28 protein-coding genes and 1 riboswitch are annotated in these 25,283 nt (G+C 71.8%); of the genes, 11 read left to right on the top strand and 17 right to left on the bottom strand.

Annotation, left to right across the window (positions count from 1 at the left end; genetic code table 11):
- Positions 1 to 109: 109 nt before the first annotated feature.
- From ACZ7MG_RS39105 to ACZ7MG_RS39090, 4 genes are all read right to left on the bottom strand, one after another.
- A complete protein-coding gene (locus ACZ7MG_RS39105) occupies positions 110 to 535 on the bottom strand; it encodes a GNAT family N-acetyltransferase (RefSeq protein ID WP_471395473.1) in 426 nt (141 codons plus the stop codon).
- 137 nt (positions 536 to 672) lie between these two features.
- The gene (locus ACZ7MG_RS39100; RefSeq protein WP_471395472.1) at positions 673 to 1,554 is read right to left on the bottom strand and encodes an LLM class F420-dependent oxidoreductase; all 882 of its coding nucleotides are present in this window, start codon (positions 1,552 to 1,554) and stop codon (positions 673 to 675) included.
- Positions 1,555 to 1,603: 49 nt separating this feature from the next.
- The gene (locus ACZ7MG_RS39095) at positions 1,604 to 4,174 is read right to left on the bottom strand and encodes an ABC transporter permease (RefSeq protein ID WP_471395471.1); all 2,571 of its coding nucleotides are present in this window, start codon (positions 4,172 to 4,174) and stop codon (positions 1,604 to 1,606) included.
- A 4-nt stretch (positions 4,175 to 4,178) separates the two neighbouring features.
- Complete coding sequence (locus tag ACZ7MG_RS39090; protein WP_471395470.1) at positions 4,179 to 5,120, bottom strand: ABC transporter ATP-binding protein; 942 nt, start codon at positions 5,118 to 5,120, stop codon at positions 4,179 to 4,181.
- Between the two features lie 251 nt (positions 5,121 to 5,371).
- Here ACZ7MG_RS39090 and ACZ7MG_RS39085 point away from each other — a divergent pair, with 251 nt between their 5' ends.
- Positions 5,372 to 5,623: a toxin-antitoxin system HicB family antitoxin gene (locus tag ACZ7MG_RS39085; protein ID WP_471395469.1), complete on the top strand. Its 252-nt coding sequence runs from the start codon at positions 5,372 to 5,374 to the stop codon at positions 5,621 to 5,623.
- 4 nt (positions 5,624 to 5,627) lie between these two features.
- Entirely contained in the window at positions 5,628 to 6,002 is a 375-nt protein-coding gene (locus ACZ7MG_RS39080) for a fic family toxin-antitoxin system, toxin component (RefSeq protein ID WP_471395468.1), read from the top strand.
- Here the strand turns inward: ACZ7MG_RS39080 and ACZ7MG_RS39075 are convergent.
- Both ACZ7MG_RS39075 and ACZ7MG_RS39070 read right to left on the bottom strand, forming a co-directional pair.
- Complete coding sequence (locus ACZ7MG_RS39075; RefSeq protein WP_471395467.1) at positions 5,971 to 6,675, bottom strand: class I SAM-dependent methyltransferase; 705 nt, start codon at positions 6,673 to 6,675, stop codon at positions 5,971 to 5,973. The two genes, ACZ7MG_RS39080 and ACZ7MG_RS39075, sit on opposite strands and share 32 nt — an antisense overlap.
- Before the next feature lie 137 nt (positions 6,676 to 6,812).
- A complete protein-coding gene (locus tag ACZ7MG_RS39070; protein ID WP_471395466.1) occupies positions 6,813 to 7,499 on the bottom strand; it encodes an esterase/lipase family protein in 687 nt (228 codons plus the stop codon).
- 169 nt (positions 7,500 to 7,668) lie between these two features.
- Between ACZ7MG_RS39070 and ACZ7MG_RS39065 the strand changes: the two genes are divergently transcribed.
- The gene (locus ACZ7MG_RS39065; RefSeq protein ID WP_471395465.1) at positions 7,669 to 9,825 is read left to right on the top strand and encodes a LuxR C-terminal-related transcriptional regulator; all 2,157 of its coding nucleotides are present in this window, start codon (positions 7,669 to 7,671) and stop codon (positions 9,823 to 9,825) included.
- A gap of 60 nt (positions 9,826 to 9,885) precedes the next feature.
- Here the strand turns inward: ACZ7MG_RS39065 and bioD are convergent, their stop codons facing one another.
- From bioD to bioB, 3 genes are read right to left on the bottom strand one after another with little or no spacing between them, the layout of a single operon-like run.
- Positions 9,886 to 10,611 (bottom strand): dethiobiotin synthase, encoded by a 726-nt coding sequence (bioD, locus tag ACZ7MG_RS39060; RefSeq protein ID WP_471395464.1) that lies wholly within the window; start codon positions 10,609 to 10,611, stop codon positions 9,886 to 9,888.
- Position 10,612: 1 nt separating this feature from the next.
- The gene (locus ACZ7MG_RS39055; RefSeq protein WP_471395463.1) at positions 10,613 to 11,902 is read right to left on the bottom strand and encodes an adenosylmethionine--8-amino-7-oxononanoate transaminase; all 1,290 of its coding nucleotides are present in this window, start codon (positions 11,900 to 11,902) and stop codon (positions 10,613 to 10,615) included.
- Complete coding sequence (bioB, locus tag ACZ7MG_RS39050) at positions 11,895 to 13,193, bottom strand: biotin synthase BioB (RefSeq protein ID WP_471395462.1); 1,299 nt, start codon at positions 13,191 to 13,193, stop codon at positions 11,895 to 11,897. The genes ACZ7MG_RS39055 and bioB overlap by 8 nt, the downstream gene beginning before the upstream one ends.
- Positions 13,194 to 13,406: 213 nt before the next feature.
- Here bioB and ACZ7MG_RS39045 point away from each other — a divergent pair, with 213 nt between their 5' ends.
- Positions 13,407 to 14,537 carry an 8-amino-7-oxononanoate synthase gene (locus ACZ7MG_RS39045; RefSeq protein WP_471395461.1) on the top strand — a complete coding sequence of 377 codons (1,131 nt, stop codon included), beginning with the start codon at positions 13,407 to 13,409 and terminating at the stop codon, positions 14,535 to 14,537.
- Between the two features lie 57 nt (positions 14,538 to 14,594).
- On the opposite strand, the gene ACZ7MG_RS39040 is transcribed toward ACZ7MG_RS39045, so the two are convergent.
- Positions 14,595 to 14,819 carry a DUF397 domain-containing protein gene (locus ACZ7MG_RS39040; RefSeq protein ID WP_471395460.1) on the bottom strand — a complete coding sequence of 75 codons (225 nt, stop codon included), beginning with the start codon at positions 14,817 to 14,819 and terminating at the stop codon, positions 14,595 to 14,597.
- A 9-nt stretch (positions 14,820 to 14,828) separates the two neighbouring features.
- A complete protein-coding gene (locus tag ACZ7MG_RS39035) occupies positions 14,829 to 15,689 on the bottom strand; it encodes a helix-turn-helix domain-containing protein (RefSeq protein ID WP_471395459.1) in 861 nt (286 codons plus the stop codon).
- A 265-nt stretch (positions 15,690 to 15,954) separates the two neighbouring features.
- Here ACZ7MG_RS39035 and ACZ7MG_RS39030 point away from each other — a divergent pair, with 265 nt between their 5' ends.
- Positions 15,955 to 16,413 (top strand): ATP-binding protein, encoded by a 459-nt coding sequence (locus ACZ7MG_RS39030; RefSeq protein ID WP_086755566.1) that lies wholly within the window; start codon positions 15,955 to 15,957, stop codon positions 16,411 to 16,413.
- A gap of 10 nt (positions 16,414 to 16,423) precedes the next feature.
- Here ACZ7MG_RS39030 and ACZ7MG_RS39025 read toward each other — a convergent pair whose 3' ends face one another.
- The 5 genes from ACZ7MG_RS39025 to ACZ7MG_RS39005 all read right to left on the bottom strand — a co-directional run bounded on the left by ACZ7MG_RS39025 (position 16,424) and on the right by ACZ7MG_RS39005 (position 19,627).
- Positions 16,424 to 16,945, bottom strand: coding sequence for a DUF6328 family protein (locus ACZ7MG_RS39025; protein WP_471395458.1), 522 nt, complete (start codon positions 16,943 to 16,945; stop codon positions 16,424 to 16,426).
- Positions 16,946 to 17,052: 107 nt separating this feature from the next.
- Entirely contained in the window at positions 17,053 to 17,526 is a 474-nt protein-coding gene (locus tag ACZ7MG_RS39020) for a C40 family peptidase (protein ID WP_471395457.1), read from the bottom strand.
- A 3-nt stretch (positions 17,527 to 17,529) separates the two neighbouring features.
- Positions 17,530 to 17,700: riboswitch (cyclic di-AMP (ydaO/yuaA leader) on the bottom strand.
- A 417-nt stretch (positions 17,701 to 18,117) separates the two neighbouring features.
- Positions 18,118 to 18,435: a hypothetical protein gene (locus ACZ7MG_RS39015; protein WP_471395456.1), complete on the bottom strand. Its 318-nt coding sequence runs from the start codon at positions 18,433 to 18,435 to the stop codon at positions 18,118 to 18,120.
- Positions 18,436 to 18,442: 7 nt separating this feature from the next.
- Positions 18,443 to 19,084: an ATP-dependent Clp protease proteolytic subunit gene (locus ACZ7MG_RS39010; RefSeq protein WP_471395455.1), complete on the bottom strand. Its 642-nt coding sequence runs from the start codon at positions 19,082 to 19,084 to the stop codon at positions 18,443 to 18,445.
- A 180-nt stretch (positions 19,085 to 19,264) separates the two neighbouring features.
- Positions 19,265 to 19,627 (bottom strand): hypothetical protein, encoded by a 363-nt coding sequence (locus ACZ7MG_RS39005; RefSeq protein WP_471395454.1) that lies wholly within the window; start codon positions 19,625 to 19,627, stop codon positions 19,265 to 19,267.
- Positions 19,628 to 19,765: 138 nt separating this feature from the next.
- Between ACZ7MG_RS39005 and ACZ7MG_RS39000 the strand changes: the two genes are divergently transcribed.
- Positions 19,766 to 20,047 (top strand): type II toxin-antitoxin system Phd/YefM family antitoxin, encoded by a 282-nt coding sequence (locus tag ACZ7MG_RS39000; RefSeq protein ID WP_471395453.1) that lies wholly within the window; start codon positions 19,766 to 19,768, stop codon positions 20,045 to 20,047.
- A gap of 135 nt (positions 20,048 to 20,182) precedes the next feature.
- Here the strand turns inward: ACZ7MG_RS39000 and ACZ7MG_RS38995 are convergent, their stop codons facing one another.
- Positions 20,183 to 21,268, bottom strand: a complete 1,086-nt coding sequence (locus ACZ7MG_RS38995) for an ABC transporter permease (RefSeq protein WP_471395452.1) — start codon at positions 21,266 to 21,268, stop codon at positions 20,183 to 20,185.
- A 114-nt stretch (positions 21,269 to 21,382) separates the two neighbouring features.
- Between ACZ7MG_RS38995 and ACZ7MG_RS38990 the strand changes: the two genes are divergently transcribed.
- The 5 genes from ACZ7MG_RS38990 to ACZ7MG_RS38970 all read left to right on the top strand — a co-directional run bounded on the left by ACZ7MG_RS38990 (position 21,383) and on the right by ACZ7MG_RS38970 (position 25,280).
- Entirely contained in the window at positions 21,383 to 22,012 is a 630-nt protein-coding gene (locus ACZ7MG_RS38990; RefSeq protein ID WP_471395451.1) for a TetR/AcrR family transcriptional regulator, read from the top strand.
- 208 nt (positions 22,013 to 22,220) lie between these two features.
- On the top strand, positions 22,221 to 22,523 hold the full coding sequence (locus tag ACZ7MG_RS38985) for an urease subunit gamma (protein WP_471395565.1): 303 nt from the start codon (positions 22,221 to 22,223) through the stop codon (positions 22,521 to 22,523).
- 16 nt (positions 22,524 to 22,539) lie between these two features.
- Complete coding sequence (locus tag ACZ7MG_RS38980) at positions 22,540 to 22,851, top strand: urease subunit beta (RefSeq protein WP_471395450.1); 312 nt, start codon at positions 22,540 to 22,542, stop codon at positions 22,849 to 22,851.
- The gene (locus tag ACZ7MG_RS38975) at positions 22,844 to 24,565 is read left to right on the top strand and encodes an urease subunit alpha (RefSeq protein ID WP_471395449.1); all 1,722 of its coding nucleotides are present in this window, start codon (positions 22,844 to 22,846) and stop codon (positions 24,563 to 24,565) included. Before ACZ7MG_RS38980 ends, ACZ7MG_RS38975 begins: the two co-directional genes overlap by 8 nt.
- A 55-nt stretch (positions 24,566 to 24,620) precedes the next feature.
- A complete protein-coding gene (locus ACZ7MG_RS38970) occupies positions 24,621 to 25,280 on the top strand; it encodes an urease accessory protein UreF (protein WP_471395448.1) in 660 nt (219 codons plus the stop codon).
- The last annotated feature ends 3 nt before the right edge of the window (positions 25,281 to 25,283 follow it).

The following is a 25,283-nucleotide window of genomic DNA, read 5'->3' as shown; positions in this document are numbered from 1 at the left end:
ACGAGGTGTACCGAGGCGGGTACTGGGAGGCTCGCCCATGGGCGGACGCTCACAACCTTTCCGTAGAGGTTGACGGGTCCACCCATGGTAAAGGACCGGCAAAGAGGGGTCAGTCCCCGAGCGGCTTCACCCATCGACGCCATTTCTCCTCGGGTGCGTACCCGGCAGCCCGCCACGCATGCTGGGCCGTCTCGTTGCGGACGAGCACCATCGCGTCGCCGCGCCGCCCGCCGAGCCGTACGAAGCGTTCCTCGGCCGCGGTGAGGAGCGCCGAGCCGATGCCCCTGCGCCGGCGCTCGGGGTGCACCGCGAGCCGGTACAGATGGCACCGCCAGCCGTCGAAGCCGGCGATGACCGTGCCCACCAGCTCGCCGTCCAGCTCGGCGAGGATCAGGGTCTCGGGGTCACGGGCCACCAGCCGCTCGACGCCCGCACGGTCGTCGCTGATGCTCGTGCCCTCGGCGGCCACCTTCCAGAAGGCGAGAACGGCGTCGAGGTCGTCGGGCGTCGCGGTCCGTACACGCAAGTCGATCATGGACCGATCCCATCACGGGGCCGCACGCCACACCTGGAATTCCAGAATCCGGACAGGGGCCGCTCGGCCACGAACCGGACCAGCCCGTACGCGACCCGCGTACGCGCCCCCACGCCCGCCGGGGGTACCCGCGCCCGTCACCGGCCCCGCAGCGCCTCGACGACCTTCGCGAAGGTCTCCATGTTCGGCTCCAGGACGGTCAGATACGAGAATCCGTACCGCTCCCGCTGCGCCAGCACCTGGTCGACGATCTCCTCCAGGGTCCCCACGAGGACCAGCGGCAGCCGCAGGACCTGCTCCTCGCTCAGGTTCGGGAGGTGGCCGAGCCACGGCCGTACGGCGGCGCCGCGGTCGTCGCTGAGTTCGACGATCTGGATCAGCAGGTTCAGCTCGGCGGGTTCCTTCCGTCCGGCCGCGAACTCCTGGTAGCGGCCGACGCGTTCGGCGAGTTCCTCGGCGGTCAGCGGTTCCATCCTGCCGTCCGCCGCCGTCCGCGCGCCCGTGAACGCCGCGATGTCCGCGTGCTCGGCGGTGAGCCGCAGCATCCGGTCGCCGTTGGCGCCGACGAGCAGCGGCACCCGGGGCCGCTGCACGGGCCGGGGCTCGTGCTCCTCGGAGCCGAACAGCCGGTCCAACTCCTCGACGGTACGCAGCAGATGGTCGACCCGCTCGCCCGCCGACCCCCAGGGCAGCCCGGCCTTCTCGTGCTCGGCCGGTACGTACCCGGTGCCGAGCCCCAGCTCCAGCCGCCCGCCGGTCAGGGTGTCCGTGGTGGCGACCTCGCGGGCCAGCAGCGTCGGGTTCCAGAAGCCCGCGTTGAGCACGAACGTGCCGAGCCGGGGCCGCTCGGTCACCTCCGCCGCCGCGATCAGCGACGGGAACGGGGCCGGCATGCCCAGATGGTCCGGGACCAGGATCACGTCGTATCCGAGCTGTTCGGCCCGGCGGCACTTGGCGCGCCACTCCTCTCCCGACACGGGACTGAGCAGGTTGACTCCGAAACGGAACGGGCGCGGCATGAACTCTCCTCACCTACAAGGGACTTGAGCCGACATCCCGGCGAGTACATCACTCGTGCGCGATGGCCGCCAGCACGTTCATCCGAGAGGCGCGCAGCGCGGGCAGCAGGGCCGCGACGACACCCACCACCGCCGAGCCGATCACCACCGCGACCACCGTGCCCCACGGGATCGCCAACGCCTTCATTCCCTGCAGCGCCAGCACCTGCTGCACACACACGCCCCAGACCAGGCCCAGCGCGAGGCCGAGGACGGCCCCGAACACGGCGATCATCACCGACTCCAGCCGGATCATCCGCCGCAGCTGCCGCCGGGCCAGCCCGATCGCGCGCAGCAGCCCGATCTCCCGGGTGCGTTCGACCACCGACAGAGCGAGGGTGTTGACCACCCCGAGCACCGCGATGACGATCGCCAGGCCGAGCAACGCGTAGACCAGATAGAGGAGTACGGCGATCTGGTTGCGGATCAGCTCCTTGTAGTCGGCCTGGTCGCGGACCTGCACCTGCGGATACGCGTCCAGGGTCCGTTCCAGGTTCGCGCGCAGCTCGTCGGCGCCGACGCCGGACCCGACGTTCACGTACAGCGACGAGTCCTGTCCCTCGGGCACGTACTTCTCGATGGTGCCCATCCCGAAGTAGAGCCCGCCCTGCATCCCGAAGCCGTCGGCGGTGTCCTGGTCGGTGAGCGCGGCGACCTTCAGCTCGGCGTTCTTCCCGGCCGGGAACCGCACGGGGATCGTGCTCCCCACCTTCACGTCGTGCTCCCGCGCGAAGTCCACGTCCATCGCGAGGGCACCGTCCGCGAGCGCGGCGGCGCTGTCGCCCTGGGCGTAGGTGACGTTCGCGACCTCGTCGAGCTGGGGGTCGTAGGCCGCGGCGGTCGTCTCGACCCGGTCGCCGTCCGGCAGCCGCACCTCGACGGGGGTGAACCGCTGCCGGACGACGAGGCCGGCGCCGTCCGTGGCGCGGACCTTGTCGGTGACCTCCTGCGGGAAGGGCAGGAAGTTCTGGTTCTGGATGACGAAGTCGGCGCCGAGGGTCTTGTCGATCTCGTCGTCGAAGGACTTGGTCATCGACGCGCTCGCCACGGACATCCCGCCGACCAGGGCGATCCCCACCATCAGCGCGGCGGCGGTGGCCCCGGTCCGGCGCGGGTTGCGCAGAGCGTTGCGCTGGCTCATCCGGCCGACGGAGCCGAACAGCGCGGGGAACGCGCCGCCGAGGACCCGGATCACCGGCCGTACGAGCAGCGGTCCCGCGATGACCGTCGCGATGAGGGTGAGGACCACGCCGAGGCCGAGCAGCGAGGCCGCCGAGCCCGTGTCCGAGGACACCGCGCACCCCACGAGGGCGGCGGCACCGGCCGCGCCGACGACGCCGCCGACGATCGCGCGTACCTTCAGCGGCCGTCCCACGCCCGCGATCTCGGCGTCCGAGAGCGCCGCCATCGGCGACACGGTCGACGCCCGCCGCGCCGGCAGATAGGCCGCCACGAAGGTGACGCCGAGCCCGACGACGTACGCCGCGATCGGCGTGCCCACGCCGATCACCATCTCGGCCGAGCTGAGGTTCATGCCGAAGGCGCCCATCAGCTCGATCAGCCCGAAGGCCAGGGCGATGCCCGCGGCGAGGCCGACCGTCGACCCGACGAGGCCGAGGAGCGCCGCCTCGGCGAGCACCGACCGCCGCACCTGCCGCCGGTCGGCGCCCAGCGCGCGCAACAGGCCCAGTTCCCGGGTGCGTTGGGCGATGAGCATGGAGAAGGTGTTGACGATGAGGAAGACGCCGACGAGCGTGGCGATACCGGCGAAGCCCAGCATCACGTACTTGATGACGTCGAGGAATCCGCCGAGCGAGGCGGCGGCGGACTCGGCCTGCTCGTCGGCGGTCTGGTAGTCGTACGCCGTCGGTCCCAGCTCGTCGGCGATCCGCCGCTTGAGCACGTCGTCGCTCACACCCGGCTCGGCGGTCACCGAGATGGTGGTGGCGGCGTCGGGGTCGCCCAGCAGTTCGGTCTGCGCGGCCCGGGTGTCGAGGAAGACCAGCGCGGCGCCGGGGTTGGTGGTGGTGAAGGTGGCGATGCCGACGATCTCGACCTCGAAGGAGCCCGGCTGGGCAAGCACCGTCAGGGTGTCGCCGATCTCCACGTCCTTGTTCTTCGCGGTGTCGGCGTCGAGCAGCGCCTCGCCGGGGCCCTCCGGCGCGTGCCCGCTGGTCAGCTTCACCGGGCTGCGGTCGGTGAGGTACCAGTTGGTGGCGATGGTGGGGGCGCCCGTCGTCGGCCCCACCGACTCGTTCTCGCCGTCGACGACCGTGACGTTCTCCACGGCCGCGTCGACATGGGCGTCCGCGACGCCGTCGATCCCCTCGACCCGCTGCGCGAGCGAGGCGGGCACGGTCTCCACGGCCCCGGTCGGCAGCTGCCCCGACAGATCGTCGTCCTTCGGGCCCACGGTCACATCGGCGGAGGTGGAGGCGAAGAGCCGGTCGAAGGTACGGGTGACCGTGTCCGAGAAGATCAGACTGCCCGAGACGAACGCCACGGACAGCACGACCGCAAGCGCCGAGAGCAGCAGCCGCCCCTTGTGCGCGAGGAAACTCCGCAGGGTCGCCTTGAGCACGGCCTCAGCCCTTGTCGAGGTCGGTGGACGCGGTACCGGTGGGGCCGGCTGAACCCGTGGGGGCTGACGTGCCGCCGGTTGCGCCGGGCGCGTGCGCCGGATCGGACGCGTCGGCGGGGCGCCCTTCGCCGTCGAAGGTCGCCCGGATCGTGTCGAAGCCGGGGGTCTGGGGGTTTCCCCCGGAAAAGAGGCGCATGCGCTCCAGCACCGCGTCCGCCGACGGCCGCTCCATCCGGTCCACGATCCGCCCGTCCGCGAGGAAGAGCACCAGGTCGGAGTGGGCGGCGGCGCCCGGGTCGTGGGTGACCATGACGACCGTCTGGCCCAGCTGGTCGACCGCCTCGCGCAGGAAGCCGAGCACTTCGAGCCCGGCGCGGGAGTCGAGGTTGCCGGTCGGCTCGTCGGCGAAGATCAGCTCGGGCCGGGAGGCGAGCGCGCGGGCGCAGGCGACGCGCTGCTGCTGGCCGCCGGAGAGCTGCGAGGGCCGGTGCTTGAGCCGGTCCCGCAGCCCGAGGGTGTCGATGACCTGGTCCAGCCACTTCTCGTCGGGCTTCTTGCCCGCGATGTCCATCGGCAGGGTGATGTTCTCGGCCGCGTTCAGCGTCGGGATCAGATTGAAGGACTGGAACATGAAGCCGATCCGGTCCCGCCGCAGCCGCGTCAGATCCCGCTCCTTCAGCCCGGTGATCTCGGTGTCCCCGAGCCACACCTGTCCCGCCGAGACGCTGTCGAGCCCCGCCAGACAGTGCATCAGCGTGGACTTCCCCGAGCCCGAGGGGCCCATGACCGCGGTGAAGCGGCCGCGTGCGATGTCCACGTCGACCGCGTCGAGGGCGAGCACCGCCGTCTCGCCCGAGCCGTACGCCTTCGTCAGGGCCCGGGCGCGGGCGGCGATGCCGTCGGCTTCCGCGCGGCCGAGGGTGTGCTCAGCGGCAGCAGTGGACAAAACGGCCTCCAGGCTCGAACCAGTTCGAATTCCGGGCGTTCCCGGCCGAGCCTAGTGTGATGCATGGCACAGTCGAAATCCCCCCGAAGTCCGAGACCGTCTCCGCCGCAGGTCGGGGTTCCCGATGTCGATGTAAGGGGCACCCAAGGTGCCCCCTTAGGGGCCCTAAGGGACCCTCGGCGGGCGCTGAGAGGGAGTGCGCGACAAAGGCGCCCTTGCCTCCGCTAGCACTCCGGCGCTAGCGTCGAACCATGGCCAAGACCCAGCTGAACGTACGGGTGGATGAGGACACGGCCCGGGCCGCCCGTGAACGAGCCCTGGAGCGCGGGATGAGTGTGAACCGGTACATCGAGGAACTGGTCCGGCAGGACACCGGCGAAGCGGGCCATACCTTCGTCGAGTCCGCCGCCGACTTCATGAAGCAGTACGAGGCGGTCTTCGCCGAGGAGTTCGGCACCGAACCCCAAGGCCGACCCGAAGACCGGCGCGAGGGACGTCGCTGATCCCTTGAGTCAGCTCCGCATCGACCTCGCCTGGCTCCTGATGGTCGCCGAACGCAAGACGCCCGGAGATCCCCAGGTCACCGACTGGGGCGCCCTCGTCGCGGCCGTCGCCCGCCACGAGGCCCAGATCTTCGACGTCGCCGTCTACGACACCCCGCACGCGCGCGCCGCCGCCCTCCTCCAACTCCTGCTGCACATCCCGGCGCTGGAGCGCTCCAACGCGCTGTTCGCCTCCGCCGTCGCCTACGGCTACCTCGTGGCCAGCGGCGTCAAGGTCGTCACCACCGCCGAGCAGGTCCGCGAACTGGCCCGGCTGGTCAAGAGCGGCGAGGCGAGCGTGCACGACATCACCCAGGAGCTGCGCCAGTGGAGTCTGTGAGGCCGGTGGACTCGGCGGTACCGGGCCGCCGGGCCCGGCCCAGCACACAGTAGGAACTGGGCAGCCGCGGCCCCTGCTCGGGCACCAGGACCTCCCGGACCGGCCCGACCTCGAACCCGGCGGCCCGGATCACCGCCACCGGGTCGCGGGACACGTGGCAGCCACCGAACAGCAGCGGCCATACCGTGCCGTCCAGCACCCGCTGGGCCGACCGCATCGCCCGTCCGCCGCCCCGGCCGTGCTCGAAGAACCGCAGCTCACCGCCGGGGCGCAGCACCCGCCGTGCCTCGTTCAGGGAGCGCCGGACGTCCCGCACGCTGCACAGCACCAGGGACACCACGGCCGCGTCGAACGCCTCGCTCTTGACCGGCAGTGCCTCCGCCGCGCCCGGCACCACGTCCACGGGGACGTCGGCGCGCAGGGCGGACTCCAGGGCCAACCGCCGCAGGGAGTGCTCCGGTTCGATCGCGACCACCTCCGAGACGGCGGCCGGATAGCGCGCGAAGTTCAGACCGTTCCCGGCGCCGATCTCGATCACCCGGCCCGAGAGTCCGGCGAGCAGTTCGTCGCGCAGCGGCCCGATCCTCGGCTCCGCCGACACGCTGAGTCTGGCGTAGAACCGGGCGAAGAGGGGGTGGTGCACGGCGTCCTTCGTGGCGCGGGCACGGGCCATGAGGACCTCCCGAAGAAGGCGGCAGATACCGCGATTGTCCCCCGGGAAGCACCGGCTCACCCGTCGCACAGCCGTGGGGAACGACTGTGCGACGGGTGTGGGGCGTACGGCATGAGGTGACCGCCGGACGGGCGGGGTCAGGCGATGAAGGCCCGGACCTGGTCGTAGATCCCCTCGTCGTTGTTCATCTCGTTGTGCGAGACACAGCCGACCTCGACGTTCGTCGCGCCACTGAGGATCGCACTGGTGTCCGGGGTGAGCGCGTCGTCGCAGTTCGACCAGTAGCTGGCGTAGGACACACTGCCCGGTGTCTCGTCACCGGAGTTGAGCGAGGTCAGGAACGAGCTGCCGGTGTACATCTCGCCACAGGACGTGTAGAGCCAGCGGCACCAACCGGCGACGGTCGTCCCGTGGTTCACACCGGCCGTGGAGACGAAGTCGTCCACGTACGACGTCCCGCCGAGGTTCTTGAGGTAGTAACGGGAGCTGAGCGCGCCCATGGAGTGCACGACGACGTCGACCTTCGCGGCGCCCGTCGCGGCGCGCACACTGTCGATCTTGGTCTTCAGCTGTGCCGCCGTGGTGGCGTTCGACTGGCCCCAGTCGTAGGACCAGGAGTACAGCTCCGCGGACGTGTAGCCGTCCGCCTTGAAGTACGCGATCCAGTCGTCCCAGCTGCTGGACGAACTGCTCAGTCCGTGCACGAAGACGACCGGATTGTGGGTGGCGGCCTGGGCGGAGGACGCCGAGAACGAGAGCGACAGAAGGAGCGTGCTGGTCACGGTCGCGAGGGCCGTGGCGATACGGCGCATGCGGCGATGCATGGTGCCTCCTGAAACGGGTGGGGTTCGTCAGGAGTGTCAGCGGGGTCTACGCGCGCCGCATCGGTGAAATCGCCGGTCTTTACTGGTCGGTTAACCCGCCAGTAACGTGATGAGCGTGGTGACTCCGGTGAACCCCCCACAACTTCCGCATCGCTCGCCACCGCCCCCCATGAACGTGTGGTCGAGCCCGAACACAGCGTCGGCCCCCGTGCCCACGCTGTCCGAAGGCGTGCGCGTACGACTGCTGCACGCCGCCCACGGCGATCCGCGCGCCGCCGCGGAACTCGCCGCCGCCCTCACCCCACGCCAGCTCACGGGCCTCGACCCGCTCCCCGCCGAGCCCCTGGCGCTGGCCCCCGCCCTGCTGCGCACCCACCGGCGGGACGTACGGGCCCTGCCCGACGACACCCGCTTCCTGCTGCTCCTCGCCGCCGCCGACCAGTACCCGGTGCCGACCCACGCCTACGCGCGCGCCGTCACCGCCGCCCGCCTCGACACCCGCCCCCTCGACACGGCGGAGGCGGCGGGCCTCGCGCACGCCACCGCCCAGGGCATCGTCTTCCGGGACGCCTGGACCCGCATCGCCGTCTACGAGTCGGCGTCCATGGCCGACCGGCGCGAGGCCCACCGCCTCCTCGCCGCCGTCCTCAGCGGCGAGGGCGAGCGACCCGGCCGCTCCTGGCACCGGGCCGCCGCCGCCCTCGGCCCCAGCCGCCGCCTCGCCGCCGAACTCCGCCTCGCGGCACGGGTGGCACGTGCCATCGGCGACCCCGCCCTCGCCTCCGCCCTCGCCGAGCGCGCGGCCGGCCTCACCCCCGAGCCCGCCGAACGCGCGCCCCTGCTCGCCCAGGCCGCCGCCGAGGCCTGGCAGTCCGGCGACGGCGACCGGGCCCGCCGCCTCGTCACCGCCACCGACGACGACGCCCTCGGCGGACTCCTCGCCCTGCGCGCCGGCAACGCCGCCGAGGCCTTCGACGCCCTGCTCACCGCCACCGTCCGGCACGTCGGCGACCACACCCCGGACCGGGCCGCCCATCTGCTGGCACGAGCCACCGAGGCCGCCATCTACACCGGGGACCTCCGCCGCTGCCGGGAGGCCGCCGCCGTCGCTGACAGCCTCGGCATCCTCCCGCCCAGCACCCTCGGCGCCCTCGCCGCCGCGTTCGAGGGACGCTACGACGACGCCCGCGACGTCCTCGAAGCCGCCGCCGGACGCTGCGGTCCCGGCGGCGACCCCACCCAGCTCATCCACTCCGGGATCGCCGCCCTCCTCCTCGGCGACCACACCCGCGCCTTCACCGCCACCGCCCGCGCCGCCGCCTCCGCACGGGCCCGGGGCGAGACGGTGACCGTCCCGCAGGCCATGGAGTTCCGGGCCTACGCCGAGTTCTGGACCGGGCGCCCCAAGGCCGCCGAGGCCGCCGCCCTGGACGCCCTCCGCCAGGCCCATGCCACCGGGCAGGACAACGGGGCCTGCCACCTCCAGGCCGCCCTCGCGATGTTCGCGGCCGTCACCGGCGACGAACAGGTGTGCAGGGAGCGCGCCGAGTCCGCCCGCGCCTACGCCCTGGAGCGCGGCCTCGGACTGCCCGCCGCGCTCGCCATGTTCGCCCTCGCCTTCCTCGACCTGAGCACCGGCCGGTACGCCGCCTCCGCCGCCCGCCTCCGCGCGCTCGCCGGGTTCGGTCCAGGACACGGGCACCGGGCCATCCGGCACATCGCCACCCCGCACTACGTCGAGGCCGCCGTCCGCACCGGCGAGACCCGGGTGGCCGTCGCCGCGCACGCCGACTACGACCGCTGGGCCCGTACCGTCCGCAGCGCCGACGACCTCGCCCTCAGCGCCCGCTGCCGGGCCCTCCTCGCGACCGGGGAGGAGGCCGTCGAGCACTACCGCACCGCGCTGGACCTGCACGCCTCCGGCACGCGCGACTTCGAACGTGCCCGTACGGAACTGCTGTTCGGCAGTGCGTTGCGTCGGCTCCGCAACCGCACCGAGGCACGCGACCGGCTGCACAGCGCGCTGGAGGCCTTCGACCACTTCGGCTCCCCGCACTGCGCGTCCCAGGCCCGCGCGGAACTCCGCGCCCTGGGGGAGCGCGCCGCCGCCGCGCCCGCCGCGGAGGCCCTGGCGTCCCGCCTCACCGCCCAGCAGCTGATGATCGCCCGCATGGCGGCGGAGGGCGCCACGAACCGGGAGATCGCGTCGCGACTGCTGCTGAGCCCGCGCACGATCGACCACCATCTGCGGGGGGTGTTCTCGCGGTTGGGGATCAGGTCGCGGATCGAGTTGGTGCGGTTGTTGGGGGAGCAATCGGCGCCGTAGGGGTGCCGACGTCTGTTGGCTGCGGGTCCGTCGTGGCTGGTCGCGCAGTTCCCCGCGCCCCTATCGGGGCGCGAGGCTCTGGTGTGCCGTGAAGGCGGCGGCGTCCCACACCCCGCCCAGCGCCGGTGCCAGCCAACCCGGGGCCGCCGCGCGGAAGTCGGCCGGGGCCAAGGCTCCGGCCCCCGCCGGTACCGCCCCCACCAGCGGAGCATCCGCCACCACCGGCAGGTCCGCCAGGTTGCACCGCGACGCCAGATCCGGGGTCCCGGGCCAGCTGCCGATGACGACGCCCGCCAACTCCAGCTCGCGCGCGGCGAGTTCGCGGGACGTCAACTCGGTCGTGTTCAGCGTGCCCAGCCCCGCCGAGGCGACCAGCAGCACCGGTGCCCCCAGCAGCCGGGCCGTGTCCGCGAGCGTGCCGCCCGCCTCGTCGAAGCGGACGAGGAGGCCGCCCGCGCCCTCGACCAGGACCAGCTCGTGGTCCACGGCCAGCTTGGCCGCCGCCTCGGCGACGTCCTCGGGGTGCACGGGCGGCAGCCCGGACCGCCGGGCGGCGGTTCCCGGGGCCAAGGGTTCGGGATAGCGCGCGAGTTCATGGGCTGTCACGGCGCCCGCGAGCCGGGCCACCTCGTCCGCGTCGCCGCGCTCGTCCGGCCGTACCCCCGTCTGCGCGGGCTTGAGGACGGCCACGGACCGGCCGGCCGCCACGGCGACGGCCGCGACGGCCGCCGTGGTGACGGTCTTGCCGACCTCCGTGCCCGTCCCCGTGATCACCAGGATCGCCATGTCATCCCTCCCGCACGGCCGCGCACACCGCGCGCGCGATCCGCGCCACGTCCTCGTCGCCCGTGACGTACGGCGGCATCGTGTAGACGAGATCCCGGAACGGGCGCAGCCACACGCCCTCGCGCACGGCCGCCTCCGTGGCCGCCCGCATGTCCACCGCGTGGTCGAGCTGCACGACCCCGATCGCGCCGAGGACGCGTACGTCCTTCACGCCCGGCACCTCGCGCGCCGGCGCGAGCCCCTCGCGCAAGCCCGTCTCGATGCGCTTGACCTCCGTGAGCCAGTCCTGACCGAGCAGCAGCTCGATCGAGGCACAGGCCACGGCCGCCGCCAGCGGGTTGCCCATGAAGGTGGGGCCGTGGGCCAGCACCGGCACCTCGCCCCGGGAGATCCCGTCGGCCACCCGGGCCGTGCACAGGGCCGCCGCCATGGTCAGATAACCGCCGGTCAACGCCTTGCCGACGCACATCACATCCGGCGTCACCGCCGCGTGGTCCGCCGCGAACAGCGCGCCCGTGCGCCCGAACCCGGTGGCGATCTCGTCGAACACCAGCAGCACGTCGTGCGCGTCGCACGCCTCGCGCAGCACCCGCAGATACGCGGGGGAGTGGAACCGCATCCCGCCCGCGCCCTGCACCACGGGCTCCACGATCACGGCGGCCAGTTCACCGGCGTGCCGTTCGACCGCCGAGCGCAGCGACTCCGCGTACGACTCCTCGTACTCCGCCGGCGGCGGGTCCACGAACACCTGCCGGGGCAGGACGCCCTGCCACAGCTCGTGCATCCCGCCCTCGGGGTCGCACACCGACATCGGTTGCCAGGTGTCCCCGTGATAGCCGCCGCGCCAGGTCAGCAGCCGCTGCTTGCCGGGGCGGCCGAGCGAACGCCAGTACTGCAGGCACATCTTGACCGCGACCTCGACGGAGACCGACCCCGAGTCGGCGAGGAACACATGCTCAAGGCCCTCGGGGGACAGGTCGACCAGGTGCTTCGCCAGCCGTACGGCGGGCTCGTGGGTGAGCCCGCCGAACATCACATGGCTCATCCGGCCGAGCTGCTCGCGCACCGCCTCGTTGAGGACGGGGTGGTTGTAGCCGTGGATCGCCGACCACCACGAGGACATGCCGTCGACCAGCTCGCCCGAGCCGTCCGCGAGCTTCAGCCGGACCCCGCTCGCCGACTCCACGACGAGCGGTTCCTGCCGGCCCGGCATGGGCCCGTACGGATGCCACACATGCCGCCGATCGAGCTCCAGCAGCTCCGGCACGCTCAGGCCGGGCAGATCAGGCATTGGGCGCGAGATCGGTTCCGGCACCCCGGCGGCGTACGGCCACCAGGTCCGTACGGGCCTCGCCGGCCGGGGCCGCGACGGCGCCCGGAGCCTGGGCGGCCGGGACCGGGGCCGGTGCCTCGGCGGCGGAACCGCACACCCCGCCCCCCGCGTGCGACCCGCAACCCGCGCCCGCGCCCTGCTCCTCCGCGTGCGCCCCGCAGCCACCACCGGCGTGCGACCCGCACCCGGCGCCCTCCTGCGACCCGCAGCCGCCACCGGCGGCGACGGCGGCGGCGGCGACGTGCGCCCGGTGTTCCGGCAGCGTCACCTGGTCGGTGCCCTCCACCTCGAACCCGGCGTCCGCGATCATCTCCAGGTCGGCCTTGCCGGCCTGGCCCTCGCTGGTCAGGTAGTCGCCGAGGAAGATGGAGTTGGCCAGGTGCAGGGCCAGCGGCTGCATCGTGCGGAGATGGACCTCGCGGCCGCCCGCGATCCGCACCTCGCTGTCCGGGCAGACGAACCGGACCATCGCCAGGATGCGCAGACAGCGCTGCGGGGTGAGGTTCCACTCCTTGGCGAGCGGGGTGCCCTCGAACGGGATCAGGAAGTTCACCGGCACGGAGTCCGGGTCCAGTTCGCGCAGCGAGAAGACCACGTCGACCAGGTCCTCGTCGCTCTCGCCCATGCCCGCGATCAGCCCGGAGCAGGCCGACAGTCCGGCGGCGTGCGCCTTCTGGACGGTGTCCACCCGGTCGGCGTAGGTGTGGGTCGTCGTGATCTCGCCGTAGGTCGCCTCGGACGTGTTCAGGTTGTGGTTGTAGGCGTCCGCGCCGGCCTCACGCAGCCGTTCCGCCTGCCCGTCGGAGAGCAGACCCAGACAGGCGCAGACCTCGACGCCCTCGTTCTGGTCCTTGATCGCCTTGATGGTGTCGGAGACCCGGTCCACGTCCCGGTCGGTCGGACCCCGCCCGGACGCCACCAGACAGACCCGCTTGGCACCCCCGGCGAGCCCGGCCGCGGCGGCCTGGGAGGCCTCGTCCGGCTTGAGCCAGGTGTACTTGAGGATGCCGGCGGTGGAGCCGAGCCGCTGGGAGCAGTAGGAGCAGTCCTCGGGGCAGAGACCGGACTTGAGGTTGACCAGATAGTTCAGTTTCACCCGGCGCCCGTACCAGTGGCGGCGCACCTTCCCGGCCGCGGCCACCACGTCCAACAGTTCGTCGTCGGAGGTGCGGAGGACGGCGAGCGCCTCGGCACGGCTCGGCGGCTCGCGCCTGAGCCCCTTGTCCACCAGCGTGTTCAGCAGGTCCATGAGAGCCGATCCTGTCCTACGGGACCGCTCCCGGCCAAGGAGAGTTCGGACAACAGAGTGGGATCGGCGTGTGGGTATCACCACATCGTGAGCGGCCGGTCCTGCCGTTAGTGTCTGTGCACTGCCTACAAAAGCCCCCGCCGCGCCGTCCACCACGGCCCGGTGCCGCGGGCTGCCCACGGCACCCGCCCGCCACACCACCCCGGAGGACCCATGGCGTTCGGCTGGATCGACGAGCAGGCCTCCGCGCGCCGCCGGGCCGGGCTCGTACGGACCCTGCGCCCCCGGCCGGCCGACTCGCCGCTCCTGGACCTCGCGAGCAACGACTACCTCGGTCTGGCCCGGCACCCCGAGATCACCGAGGGCGCCGCCGAGGCCGCGCGCCGGTGGGGCGGCGGGGCCACCGGCTCCCGGCTCGTCACCGGCACCACCGAACTCCACGGCGAACTGGAGCGGGAACTCGCCGACTTCTGCGGCTTCGAGGCCGCCCTCGTCTTCTCCTCCGGCTACGCCGCCAACCTCGCCGCCGTCACCGCGCTCGCCCCGCACGGCTCCCTGATCGTCTCGGACGCGGGCAACCACGCCTCCCTCATCGACGGCTGCCGGCTGGCCCGGGGCACCACCCAGGTCGTGGCCCACGCCGACCCGGAGGCGGTCCGCAAGGCGCTCGGCACGGGCGGCGGGGTGCCCGCCCTCGCCGTCTCCGACACGGTCTTCTCCGTGGACGGCGACGCCGCCCCGCTGGCCTCCCTCGCCGCCGCCTGCCGGGAGTACGGCGCCGGGCTCGTCGTCGACGACGCCCACGGGCTCGGTGTCCTGGGCGACGGGGGTCGGGGCGCGCCGTACGCGGCCGGACTCGCGGGCGACCCCGACGTGGTCGTGACGGTCACACTGTCGAAGTCGCTGGGCAGCCAGGGCGGTGCCGTCCTCGGCCCGGCGAAGGTCATCGACCACCTGGTCAACGCGGCCCGGACGTTCATCTTCGACACCGGCCTCGCCCCGGCCGCGACCGGTGCCGCGCTCGCCGCGCTGCGGCTGCTGCGCCGTGAGCCCGAGCGGGCCGGGCGGGCCCGGGAGGTGGCGCGGGAGCTGCACACACGGCTGACGGCGTCGGGCCATGAAGCGGTGCGGCCCGACGCCGCCGTGGTGTCCGTGCGCGCGCCGTCGCCGGATCAGGCGGTGCGCTGGGCGGCCGACTGCCGGGCGGCGGGTCTCGCCGTCGGCTGTTTCCGCCCACCGTCCGTGCCCGACGGCGTCTCGCGGCTGCGGTTGACCGCCCGCGCGGATCTCACGCGGGGGCAGATCGACCGAGCCGTGGGGATCATCGGCGATACGCGACCGTGAGTCGGCGTCCCGGCCGAGCGTCGCCGTAAGCGGAAGTGCTCGCGCTGTCGGTGGGGGTCACCGCAGCGTGGTGATGAATCCCTCCCAGGCGTCGGGGTCGAACAGCAGGGCGGGCCCCGCCGTGTTCTTCGAGTCGCGTACGGCCACCAGACCGGCCCAGCGGCCGGGCCCGGGACGGGCCGTCTCCACGCAGTTGTTCATTCCGGTGCTGCGACTGCTGCGCAGCCATCGCACTCCGCGCAGTTCGGTACTGGTGGGTACGTTCCGAGGCAGTGCGGACATGGTGCCTCCTTACGCGCCGGCGGCTAGCCCGGCGATGTAATCCAACGAGTCCTCGGGCGAAAGGGCGTGGATCTGAAGGGTGTTGAAGGCCTCGACATACGCCTTGAGGTCTTCTTTCCGTTCGAGGTAGAGGCTACTCGTCAAGTGGTCGAGAACAACCACGTCCAGATCAGATGTGCTCCTAAATGAGAAAATTACGAAAGGCCCGGTGACGCCGATATGCGCCCCGGCAGTGAACGGGAGCACCTGCAGTCGCACTTGGGGAAGGCGCGCCGCCTCCACCAGACGGACCAGCTGCCGGGTCATGATCTCGGGCCCGCCCACCTCACGTCGGAGAACGCCCTCGTCGAGCACCGCGCTCAGCCGCATCGGCGGGTTCCCGCGCAGCACTTCCTGCCGCGCCAGCCGCACTTCCACGAGCGCGTCGATTTTGTCGTCTTCCAGCCCCTCCACCGCGGCCCGGGTCACCGCCCGCGCGTACTCGGGGATCTGCAGCAGCCCCGGCACCACCGAGGTCTCCAGCGTCCGCATCCCGCCGGCCTGCGACTCCAGACTGATGAAGTCCCGGTACGTCGGCGGCAGTACACCCCGGTACGCGTGCCACCAGTTGTGCCGCCCGCCGCCGTCCTCGGAGCCCGCGAGCGCCAGCAGCAGCTCCCGTAACTCGGTGTCGTCGACGCCGTACGCGTCCAGGAGCTTGCGTACGTCCGCGGGCTTCACCCCGCTGGCGCCCGTCTCGATCCGGCTCACCTTGGACTGGTGCCAGCCCACCCGATGGGCCGCCTCGATACTGGTGAGCGCGGAACGGGTGCGCAGGACACGCAACTCGGCACCGAGCTTGCGGCGGCGCACCGCCGGACCGTACTGCATGGGACTCTCCTTCCACCCGGTGCGCGAAGTCGGGACGACGACGGAAGTCGGGGTGACGACAGAGGATGGACGAAACCCCCACCCAAATACGGTCGGCCGTCGGATAGTTCACCGCTTCGAGCGACAGATATATGCATATCTTGGTGGATCGCCACCCGAGACGGCCCAGGTAGTGGCAGTCTGGCGCGAAGCACCAGTCCGGGACCGTAGTCGAACCATCCGCTCCCTGTCGGACACCGGTCCCGTGGGAAAGGGACGCCTCGCCATGGCAGATCACCTGGAAGCATCCGTCACTCTGCCGAGCGATCCCGCCTCGGTGTCCGCGGCCCGGAACTACGTCGCCAGTGTGCTCGCCGAATGGGGCCTGCCGGGCGACACCGACATCGCGGACACCGTGCGCCTGATCGTGTCCGAACTCGCCACCAACGCCGTCCAGCACACCCTGGGCCAGTCGCCCACCTTCACGGTGGACCTCGCGCTGGACCGCGACGAGCACCTGCGCATCGGCGTCACCGACAGCCATCCACGCTTCCCGAAACGGCTGCCGGCCGCCGTCCAGCAGGACAACGGCCGGGGCATGGTCATCATCCGCTGGCTGACCGCCGAGTGCGGCGGCAGGCTGAGCGTCAGACCCACGCGGGAGGGCGGCAAGACGGTGGCGATCGAACTTCCGTGGACGGTCCCCGTGCAACCGGTCACGGCAGGCGGCCCCCAGGAGACCTGAGAGAGTCCGCTTACCGGGGGGATTCCGCGGACCTGGGGGATTTCTCGGACCCGAGGGATTTCGCGCGTCCCACCAGCTGCGGCAGCACACCCCACAGGAACACACATCCGACGAGTGTGCCGGTACCGGCGAGGATGCCGGCCGTCCGGTCGAGCGTCACATCCACGACCAGCAGGACGGATCCGGCGAAGGCGAATATCAGCACCGCCAGGCCGGTGCCTGCCAGCCGGGAGGAGACCCGGACGATGACGGGCTTGGCGTTCTGCCCGAAGAGCGAGCGGTGCAGTGCGGCCGGGGCGGTGAAGAGGGCCGCCGCGAGGACCGCGAGGAGCAGGGTGGTGACATAGGTGGCGCGCTGTACGGAGTCCAGGTCCGGGAAGCGCGGCGTGAAGGCCAGCGTCAGCAGGAACGCGAAGAGGATCTGCACCCCGGTCTGGGTGACCCGCAACTCCTGGAGCAACTCGGAGAAATTGCGGTCGGCGCGTTCGAGGGGGGTCTCGTTGCGTGCGGGGACGGTGCGTTCGTCGGCCATGGGCGGACGGGTAACCAGATCCAGCCGTGGCACGCCCGTCGGTAGCACGCCTGTCGGTAGCACGCCTGTCGGGGGCGGCGGAGCCCTCCGCCGCCCCCGACGGTGGGTCAGCGGACCCGGCCGTACCAGACGTTCTTCGTCCAGAGCTTCTGCAGCCGGACGACGTCACCCGTCTTCGGCGAGTGCCAGATCTTTCCCTTCCCCGCGTAGATACCGACGTGGTAGACGTTCGAGCCCGAGTGGAAGAAGACCAGGTCTCCGAGCTTGCGGCTGCTCGCGGAGATGTGCTTCGTCTTGTTGTACTGCTGCTGAGCAGTACGGGGCAGCTTCTTGCCCGCCTTCTTGAACGAGTAGAGCGTCAGCCCTGAGCAGTCGAACCTGCCCGGGCCCGTGGCGCCGTACTTGTAAGGGGAGCCCTTCTTGGAAGCCGCGACCTTGAGTGCCTTCGACGCCACTGTGGCGGCCTCGGCGCCGGATGCGGCGCCCGGGACCACGATGCTGCCGCTGACAGCGGCGATGGTCAGAGCCGAGGCCGTGCCGGCCCGGGTCAACAGCGACGGGACACGATTCAGCGCAGTCATGCGCAACCCTTCGTCAGCCGCCTGTGAAGGATGACCTGTCGGATTCGGGCTGGCGAAGTTGCCCGGCCGCTGACGCGGCTTCACCCCAAGGGCTGCTCGGCCCGGTCATGGCGTGACCGTTCCGGCGACCCGTCGTGCTTGGGTCCTCCACTCCTGCCGATGCACTCCTGTCGACCGGTCATCCGGGTAGCGGCAGGACTCGGCGTCCACCCGGATCGCCCCGCCGCTGCGGCGGGGGCTTGTCGTCAGGAAGGGATCTTGGCGTACGGACGTCCGAAAATCCCAACGGAACCGTGGATTTGTGGTCTTACTCACCACTCGACCGTTCGGGTGGACAGAGCCTTTTCGGCTGGTGTGTCCCACTGGTCGAGGAGGTCCGCACCAGCACCGGAATGATGCGTTCCGGCCATGTACCAGGCATGTTGCGCAACTTCACAGGTCCTCATGACGTATGGGCCGATGGGTCGATCGTGGTAGGCCGTCCGGAGGGCGCGAAACCCGGACCGGACACTCCGTCAGTAGTACGGCGAACGGCCCGCGATCGGTTCAGACGGGTGAGTCGCCCCGTCCTCGGCGGGTGAGTCGCCCGGTTCAGGCCGGTGAGTCCTCGGGCTCCGGCGGCAGGGCCACCCGGCCGGCCCGCCGCTCCCCGTCGAGAACCCGCAGAGCTCGCGCGAGCGTCGGGGCGTGCACCTCGTTCTCCCCACGCTTGTGCATCAGTTCGAGCGCCTCGCGCAGTGCGATCGCCTTGGCGACGAGCGCCTGCGCCGCACGCAACCCGCGGTACGTGTCGCCCGGACGCGCCGGATTGATCCGGCCGAGCAGATCGACCACGTCCAGGTAACGGTCGATCAGCTCCGCCTCGGCGCGGGTGAGCGCGGGCAGCGGCGGCAGTTCGGGTGGCAGCATCCGCGCCTCACCTCGCGCCGGGGAGCGTGTGCGAACCCTTACGGCTCGGGATCACCCGGTCGGCCAGGCCGTACGCCACCGCCGCCTCGGCGTCGAGGAACATGTCCCGCTCGATGTCGGCGCTGATCCGCTCCGGGCTCCGCCCCGTGTGCCGGACGAGCATCTCCTCCAGCATCCGGCGGTTGCGCGTCAACTCCTGGGCCTGGATGACCAGATCGCTCGTCTGCCCCTCGATCCGGTCGGTCACCTCCGGCTGATGGATCAGCACGCGTGCCCCCGGCAGCATGAACCGCTTGCCGGGCGTGCCCGCCGCCAGCAGCACCGCGGCGGCCGAACCCGCCTGCCCCAGACAGATGGTCTCCACGTCACAGGTGACGAAGCGGATCGTGTCGTAGAGCGCCGTCATCGCGCTGAACGAGCCGCCCGGCGAGTTGATGTAGAGCGAGATGTCGCGGTCCGGCGACTGGTACTCGAGGTGCATGAACTGCGCCATCACGTCGTTCGCCGAGGTGTCGTCGATCGGCGTCCCGAGGAACACGATCCGCTCCTCCAGCAGCTTCGAGTACGGATCCATCGTTCGGTGACCCGCACTGGTGCGCTCGGTGAACTCGGGCAGCACATGACGGGCCGACGGGCGGTTCGCGGGCATGGGAGCGCCTCCTCTGATCGACTTCTGTAAAAAATGTACAGGACGTACGTAGCCGGGGGGAGGGGGCAGGAGGGGGAAGGGGCGGGATCGGCTGAAAGCGAAAATCCCCGCGGGGCGAGGCTCCGCGGGGATCTTGCGTGGGATCGTGCCCGGTCGAGTGGGTGCTGGGGCGAGCGGTCCTCAGTTGAGTGGCGCCGGGGCGGGGGTCCCGTAGAAGGTGACCGGCGGCCAGCCGCGGGTGGCGGCGAGTTCGTTCAGGGCCTCCGCCACCTCCAGCGCGGTGATCCGCTGCGCGGCCGGGGCTTCCGAGGCGGCGACGGAGAAGCTGACGGTCAGTTCCGTCATCTCGGTGCCGGGCATCCGGACCGTTCCGCTGAACCTCGTGCCCTCCGGGAAGTCGACCGCCGCCGCCTCGCTCTCGCCGCCCTCGGCACTCGCGCCCACCGCCGTGGCCGCCTCCGCCGTGCCGCTCGCCGCGAGCACGGCCCCCGCCGCCGCCGATCCCGAGTACCCGAGCAGTGAACGCCTGGAAACGCTGGACATGGATCCCCCTGTCTTCGGTTGTCATGGACGCCTCCCGTGGGAGGTCGAGCCCGATCGTACGAACGGAGTGGTCGCCGTGGGCCAGAATGGGATCTTCCGCTCAGGGCGGTACGCGGCGCCCGGTCTAAGCTGGACTCCATGGCCTACGAGATTCCGGTGACGCAAGCCAGGGCTGAGCTCGCCGATCTGATCAACCGCGTGGTCTACGGCGGTGAGCGCGTCGTCGTGACGCGGCACGGAAAGCCCCTCGTCGCCCTGGTCTCCGCCGCCGATCTGGAGCAGCTCGAAGCGCTCCAGGAACCCGCCGACGAGCCGGTGATCAGCGCCGTCTCCCGAGTCCGCGAGGTCGCGCCGGCGACGGCGAGGGAGCAGCAGCGGTTCGGTATCGCGGCGGAGCATCGGGGGCCGGGGGCTTCGTAGGGAGCGGTGCGTCGTGACGAAGAGGCCGTGACGAAGAGGCCGTGCGTCCCCGTCCGCTACAGCGGGGGCGCACGGCCGGTCTGCGTGGTCGGCGGTGTCGGCGTGGTGATCGCCGGGCTCGGTCGCGTGGGCGGGTCAGTGCGCCGGTGCCGGGGCCGAGGCCGAGGCCGAGGCCGAGGCCGGTGCCGAGGCCGGTGTGGGGGCGGCGGTGGTCCGCTCCGTGGGTTCCGTGGCCTTCGGGCGCCGCTTGAGCAGGTCACCCAGGAGTACGGCGGCCAGGCCGAGGGTCGCCCACGTGATGAGGACCAGGGTCGGGGTGAGGGCGGCGGCGCCGTCGAAGAAGGACACCGAGCGCAGCAGTGACGCGCCCGCGCCCGGCGGCAGGAGCTGACCGAGCGTGCCCACCGGCTCGGGCAGCAGCTGCGGTGCCGAGGAGGCGGCCGCGAACGGGTTGCCGAGGAACACGATCAGCAGCGCGCCCAGTCCGAGGCCCGCCCTGCCCAGCAGGGAGGCGAATCCGGCCACGGTGGCCCCGACGGCCAGGGTCGCCAGGCTCAGCACGCCGGCCTCCGCCCACCAGTGCCCGCCGAGCACACCGAGCCAGCTGTCCGTGATCGCGGTGGCGGCCGTACCGACCAGGACGGCGGCCCCGACCAGCGCGCCGGCCGCACGCCACCGGCGCAGCCCGAGCACGGTGACCATCGCGCCGGAGGCGGTGCCGGCCAGGGCCAGCGGCAGCACGCTCGAACCGAAGGCCGAGCCGCGCGGGTCGTTCGTCGAACCGGCCACCACATCGGCGGTCGTGACCTCGACGCCCTCCTCGGCGGCCTGCTGGACCACCGCCTGCTGCAACAACTGGGCGACCATCGGGCTCGCGGCCGAGGCGGTGAGCAGCTTGGGCCCGGCCTGGGTGACGACCACCGCGCCGTATACGGTCCGGTCCTCGATCGCCTCTCGGGCGGCCGCCTCGTCGGCGTAGCGGTGGATCTCGAACGCGCCCTCCCGCCGCTCCAGCTGCTGCTCGACCTGGGCGACAGCGGTCGCCGGCCCGGCCACGCCGAGCGGCAGGTCGCGGGGGGCGGTGCGGGCGTTGGGCCAGGCGAAGGCCCAGAGGGCGAGCGCCGCGATGACCGGGACCAGGACGATGATCGCGACCATGCGGCGGCTCGGGGGTGCCGAGTGGGCCGGGGTCGCGGTGGGTGCAGCGGACGGGGCGGACATGGCTCTCCTTAGGTGGGAGTCGCTAAAAAGAAGGATCGTTCGTTTTTCTTGACTTCACCATGCTCCCGGGGGTGGCGCTTGTCAAGAAGGAACGTTCGTTTTACGTTGGGGGGCATGCCCCGCGTATCCCAGGAGCGCCTCGACGCCCGCCGCCGCCAGATCCTCGACGCCGCCGCCCGCTGCTTCGCCCGCAACGGCTTCCATGCCACCTCGATGCAGGACGTGTTGAAGGAGGCCGACCTCTCCGCCGGGGCGGTCTACCGCTACTTCAGCGGCAAGGAGGAGCTGATCGCGGCGATCGTCGGCGAGGTGCTCGACCGGGTGCGCGGTGCCTTCGAGGAGGCCGCGACGCAGAGCCCGCCCCCGCCCCCGGACGTCCTCATCGGGGCGGTCCTGCGCCGGATCCTGCACGAGCAGCCGTCGCTGGGGGAGACGAAGGAGTCCCTGTATCCGAGGCTGATGGTGCAGGTGTGGGGCGAGACCCTGCGCAACCCCGAGCTGCACGCCATCCTCGTCGACGGGTTCGCCGCGGTCCGCAAGCCCTGGGTGAAGATCGTCGAGGGGTACCAGGACGCGGGGATGATGCGCGCCGACATCCCGGCCCTCAGCGTGGCGCGCACGATGGTCGCGCTCGCCCAGGGCTTCGCCGCCCAGTACGCGCTGTTCGGGGACGTACCGATCCAGGTGGTCGAGCTGGGCGTGAAGGCACTGACGAGCATGGGGGATCCGAAGGCACGGGACTGAGCGGGGCGGACGGCGAGGCGCGGCACGGCGGGCCGGGGCGGGCCGGGGAGGGACTGCGAGGCTGCGGGGTCGCGTGCGTGGATCACGGTCCGGTTAACGTCGCCGAAACGCCGCCCAATTAGCCTGCGGCCACGCCACCAGCGAATTTGCCCGGTGGCGAGGCAACCGGACCCCGCACGGTCCGGAGCGAGGATGTGAGGTGGACGCCGTGCAACTGACCCCGCACGAGCAGGAGAGGCTGCTGATCCATGTGGCGGCCGACGTGGCGGAGAAGCGTCGGGCCCGTGGCCTGAAGCTGAACCACCCCGAGGCCGTCGCGCTCATCACCGCGCACATCCTCGAAGGCGCCCGGGACGGCCGCACGGTGGCCGAACTCATGGTGTCCGGGCGGAAGTTGCTCACCCGGGACGACGTCATGGAGGGCATCCCCGAGATGATCCACGACGTCCAGGTCGAGGCGACCTTCCCGGACGGCACCAAGCTCGTCACCGTCCACGACCCGATCGTCTGAGGGGGATGAGCCGTCCATGATTCCCGGAGAGATCCTCTTCGCCGAGGACCCGATCGTGTACAACGAGGGCCGTGAGGTCACCCGGCTGACCGTCCTCAACGCCGCCGACCGGCCCGTCCAGGTCGGTTCCCACTACCACTTCGCGGAGGCCAACCCCGGCCTGGAGTTCGACCGTGCCGCAGCGCGCGGGCTGCGGCTGAACGTCGCCGCCGGCACCGCCGTGCGGTTCGAGCCGGGGATCCCCGTCGCCGTGGAACTCGTCCCGCTCACCGGCGCCCGCGTCGTGCCCGGACTGCGCGGGGAGACCGGAGGTGCTCTCGATGCCTGAGATCTCGCGTGCCGCGTACGCGGACCTGTTCGGCCCGACCACCGGTGACCGTATCCGGCTGGCCGACACCGATCTGCTCGTGGAGATCGAGGAGGACCGGTCCGGCGGTCCCGGACTCGCCGGGGACGAGGCCGTGTTCGGCGGTGGCAAGGTCATCCGCGAATCCATGGGCCAGGCGCGTGCCACGCGCGCGGAGGGCACCCCGGACACGGTGATCACCGGCGCGGTGATCATCGACCACTGGGGCATCGTCAAGGCCGACATCGGCATCCGCGACGGCCGGATCACCGGCATCGGCAAGGCCGGCAACCCCGACACCATGGACGGCGTCCACCCCGACCTGGTCATCGGCCCCGAGACGGAGATCATCGCGGGCAACGGGCGGATCGTCACCGCCGGCGGCGTCGACGCCCATGTCCACTTCATCTGTCCGCAGATCGCCGACGAGGCATTGTCGTCCGGTGTCACCACGCTCGTCGGCGGCGGTACGGGACCGGCGGAGGGCTCCAAGGCCACGACCGTCACCCCCGGCCCGTGGCACCTCGCGCGGATGCTGGAGGCGATGGAGCGGTACCCGCTCAACATCGGCTTCCTGGGCAAGGGCAACACCGTCTCGCACGAGGCGATGCTGTCCCAGATCCGCGGCGGCGCCCTCGGCCTGAAGCTGCACGAGGACTGGGGCTCGACCCCGGCCGTCATCGACGCCTCGCTGACGGTGGCCGAACAGACCGGCATCCAGGTCGCCATCCACACGGACACCCTCAACGAGGCCGGTTTCGTCGGCGACACCCTCGCCGCGATCGCCGGACGCGGTATCCACGCGTACCACACGGAGGGCGCCGGCGGCGGGCACGCGCCGGACATCATGACCGTGGTGTCCGAGCCGCACGTCCTGCCCAGCTCCACCAACCCGACCCGGCCCTACACCGTCAACACCGCCGAGGAACACCTCGACATGCTGATGGTCTGCCACCACCTGAACGCGGCCGTGCCCGAGGATCTCGCGTTCGCCGAGTCCCGTATCCGGCCGTCCACCATCGGGGCGGAGGACATCCTCCACGACCTCGGCGCGATCTCGATCATCTCGTCCGACGCACAGGCCATGGGCCGGGTCGGCGAGGTCATCCTGCGGACCTGGCAGACCGCGCATGTGATGAAGCGGCGGCGGGGCGCGCTGCCGGGCGACGGGCGCGCGGACAACCACCGGGTACGTCGCTATGTCGCCAAATACACGATCAACCCGGCGCTCGCGCAGGGGCTCGCCCGGGAGATCGGGTCCGTCGAGAGCGGCAAGCTCGCCGACCTTGTCGTATGGGAGCCCGCGTTCTTCGGGGTCAAGCCGCAGCTTGTCATCAAGGGCGGACAGATCGCGTACGCGCAGATGGGCGACGCCAACGCGTCCATCCCCACACCGCAGCCGATCCTGCCGCGCCCCATGTTCGGTGCCATCGGGCGGGCGCCCGCCGCCAACTCCTTCAACTTCGTGGCGCCGCTCGCCGTCGAGGACGGGCTGCCGGAGCGGCTTGCGCTGGGGAAGCGGTTCGTCGCCATCGAGTCGACGCGCGGGGTCACCAAGGCCGACATGCGGGAGAACGACGCGCGGCCCGAGGTGCGGGTCGACCCCGACAGCTTCGCCGTGCACATCGACGGGGAGCTGGTGGAGGCGACACCGGCCGCCGAACTGCCCATGGCCCAGCGGTACTTCCTCTTCTGATGGGCCGATTCTGATGGGCCGATTCTGATGGGCGGATTCTGATGGGTGGGTGCTGATGGGCAGGGCGACTCTTCTCGTACTGGCCGACGGCCGGTTTCCCGCCGGGGGGCACGCGCACTCCGGCGGGGCCGAGGCGGCCGTCAAGGCCGGGCGGATCACCGGGGCGGAGGAGCTGGAGGCGTTCTGCCGGGGGCGGTTGCACACGGCCGGGCTGGTGTCGGCGTCCCTCGCCGCCGCTGCCGCGCTGGGGGGCGATCCGGTCGAGCTGGATACGGCCGCCGACGCCCGTACGCCGTCGCTCGCGCTGCGGGTCGCTTCGCGGAAGCTGGGGCGGCAGTTGACGCGGGCGGCGCGGGCGACGTGGCCGTCGGCCGAACTGGACGCGCTGGCGCGGGCGTTTCCCAAGGGGGCGCATCAGCCGGTGGTGTTGGGGGTGGTGGCTCGTGCGGCCGGGCTGGGGGCGGATGACGCGGCGTACTGCTCCGTGTACGAGAGTGTGAGCGGGGTGGCGAGTGCGGTGGTGCGGTTGCTGAGTCTGGATCCGTTCGAGGCGAGTGGGGTGTTGGCGCGGTTGGCTCCCGAGATGGATGTGGTGGTGGGGGCGGCGGTGGAGGCGGCTCGGGGGGCGGGGGAGTTGCCTGCGGCTTCCGGGCCCCTGTTGGAGATCGGGGCGGAGGTGCATGCGGCTTGGCCCGTACGACTGTTCGCGTCCTGACCT

It is taken from the genome of Streptomyces sp. NPDC107538, from assembly GCF_055657445.1.
The sequence above is the reverse complement of the archived record's forward strand: the minus strand, read 5'-3'. Positions and strand labels throughout refer to the sequence as shown.

What these genes read in the sequence shown, in the direction of transcription:
- ACZ7MG_RS39105 (WP_471395473.1), bottom strand. Translation starts at nt 535, where the DNA reads ATGATCGACTTGCGTGTACGGACCGCGACGCCCGACGACCTCGACGCC.
- ACZ7MG_RS39100 (WP_471395472.1), bottom strand. Translation starts at nt 1,554, where the DNA reads ATGCCGCGCCCGTTCCGTTTCGGAGTCAACCTGCTCAGTCCCGTGTCG.
- ACZ7MG_RS39085 (WP_471395469.1), top strand. Translation starts at nt 5,372, where the DNA reads ATGGCCAAGACCCAGCTGAACGTACGGGTGGATGAGGACACGGCCCGG.
- ACZ7MG_RS39075 (WP_471395467.1), bottom strand. Translation starts at nt 6,675, where the DNA reads ATGGCCCGTGCCCGCGCCACGAAGGACGCCGTGCACCACCCCCTCTTC.
- ACZ7MG_RS39070 (WP_471395466.1), bottom strand. Translation starts at nt 7,499, where the DNA reads ATGCATCGCCGCATGCGCCGTATCGCCACGGCCCTCGCGACCGTGACC.
- ACZ7MG_RS39065 (WP_471395465.1), top strand. Translation starts at nt 7,669, where the DNA reads ATGAACGTGTGGTCGAGCCCGAACACAGCGTCGGCCCCCGTGCCCACG.
- bioD (WP_471395464.1), bottom strand. Translation starts at nt 10,611, where the DNA reads ATGGCGATCCTGGTGATCACGGGGACGGGCACGGAGGTCGGCAAGACC.
- ACZ7MG_RS39055 (WP_471395463.1), bottom strand. Translation starts at nt 11,902, where the DNA reads ATGCCTGATCTGCCCGGCCTGAGCGTGCCGGAGCTGCTGGAGCTCGAT.
- bioB (WP_471395462.1), bottom strand. Translation starts at nt 13,193, where the DNA reads ATGGACCTGCTGAACACGCTGGTGGACAAGGGGCTCAGGCGCGAGCCG.
- ACZ7MG_RS39045 (WP_471395461.1), top strand. Translation starts at nt 13,407, where the DNA reads ATGGCGTTCGGCTGGATCGACGAGCAGGCCTCCGCGCGCCGCCGGGCC.
- ACZ7MG_RS39040 (WP_471395460.1), bottom strand. Translation starts at nt 14,819, where the DNA reads ATGTCCGCACTGCCTCGGAACGTACCCACCAGTACCGAACTGCGCGGA.
- ACZ7MG_RS39035 (WP_471395459.1), bottom strand. Translation starts at nt 15,689, where the DNA reads ATGCAGTACGGTCCGGCGGTGCGCCGCCGCAAGCTCGGTGCCGAGTTG.
- ACZ7MG_RS39030 (WP_086755566.1), top strand. Translation starts at nt 15,955, where the DNA reads ATGGCAGATCACCTGGAAGCATCCGTCACTCTGCCGAGCGATCCCGCC.
- ACZ7MG_RS39025 (WP_471395458.1), bottom strand. Translation starts at nt 16,945, where the DNA reads ATGGCCGACGAACGCACCGTCCCCGCACGCAACGAGACCCCCCTCGAA.
- ACZ7MG_RS39020 (WP_471395457.1), bottom strand. Translation starts at nt 17,526, where the DNA reads ATGACTGCGCTGAATCGTGTCCCGTCGCTGTTGACCCGGGCCGGCACG.
- ACZ7MG_RS39015 (WP_471395456.1), bottom strand. Translation starts at nt 18,435, where the DNA reads ATGCTGCCACCCGAACTGCCGCCGCTGCCCGCGCTCACCCGCGCCGAG.
- ACZ7MG_RS39010 (WP_471395455.1), bottom strand. Translation starts at nt 19,084, where the DNA reads ATGCCCGCGAACCGCCCGTCGGCCCGTCATGTGCTGCCCGAGTTCACC.
- ACZ7MG_RS39005 (WP_471395454.1), bottom strand. Translation starts at nt 19,627, where the DNA reads ATGTCCAGCGTTTCCAGGCGTTCACTGCTCGGGTACTCGGGATCGGCG.
- ACZ7MG_RS39000 (WP_471395453.1), top strand. Translation starts at nt 19,766, where the DNA reads ATGGCCTACGAGATTCCGGTGACGCAAGCCAGGGCTGAGCTCGCCGAT.
- ACZ7MG_RS38995 (WP_471395452.1), bottom strand. Translation starts at nt 21,268, where the DNA reads ATGTCCGCCCCGTCCGCTGCACCCACCGCGACCCCGGCCCACTCGGCA.
- ACZ7MG_RS38990 (WP_471395451.1), top strand. Translation starts at nt 21,383, where the DNA reads ATGCCCCGCGTATCCCAGGAGCGCCTCGACGCCCGCCGCCGCCAGATC.
- ACZ7MG_RS38980 (WP_471395450.1), top strand. Translation starts at nt 22,540, where the DNA reads ATGATTCCCGGAGAGATCCTCTTCGCCGAGGACCCGATCGTGTACAAC.
- ACZ7MG_RS38975 (WP_471395449.1), top strand. Translation starts at nt 22,844, where the DNA reads ATGCCTGAGATCTCGCGTGCCGCGTACGCGGACCTGTTCGGCCCGACC.
- ACZ7MG_RS38970 (WP_471395448.1), top strand. Translation starts at nt 24,621, where the DNA reads ATGGGCAGGGCGACTCTTCTCGTACTGGCCGACGGCCGGTTTCCCGCC.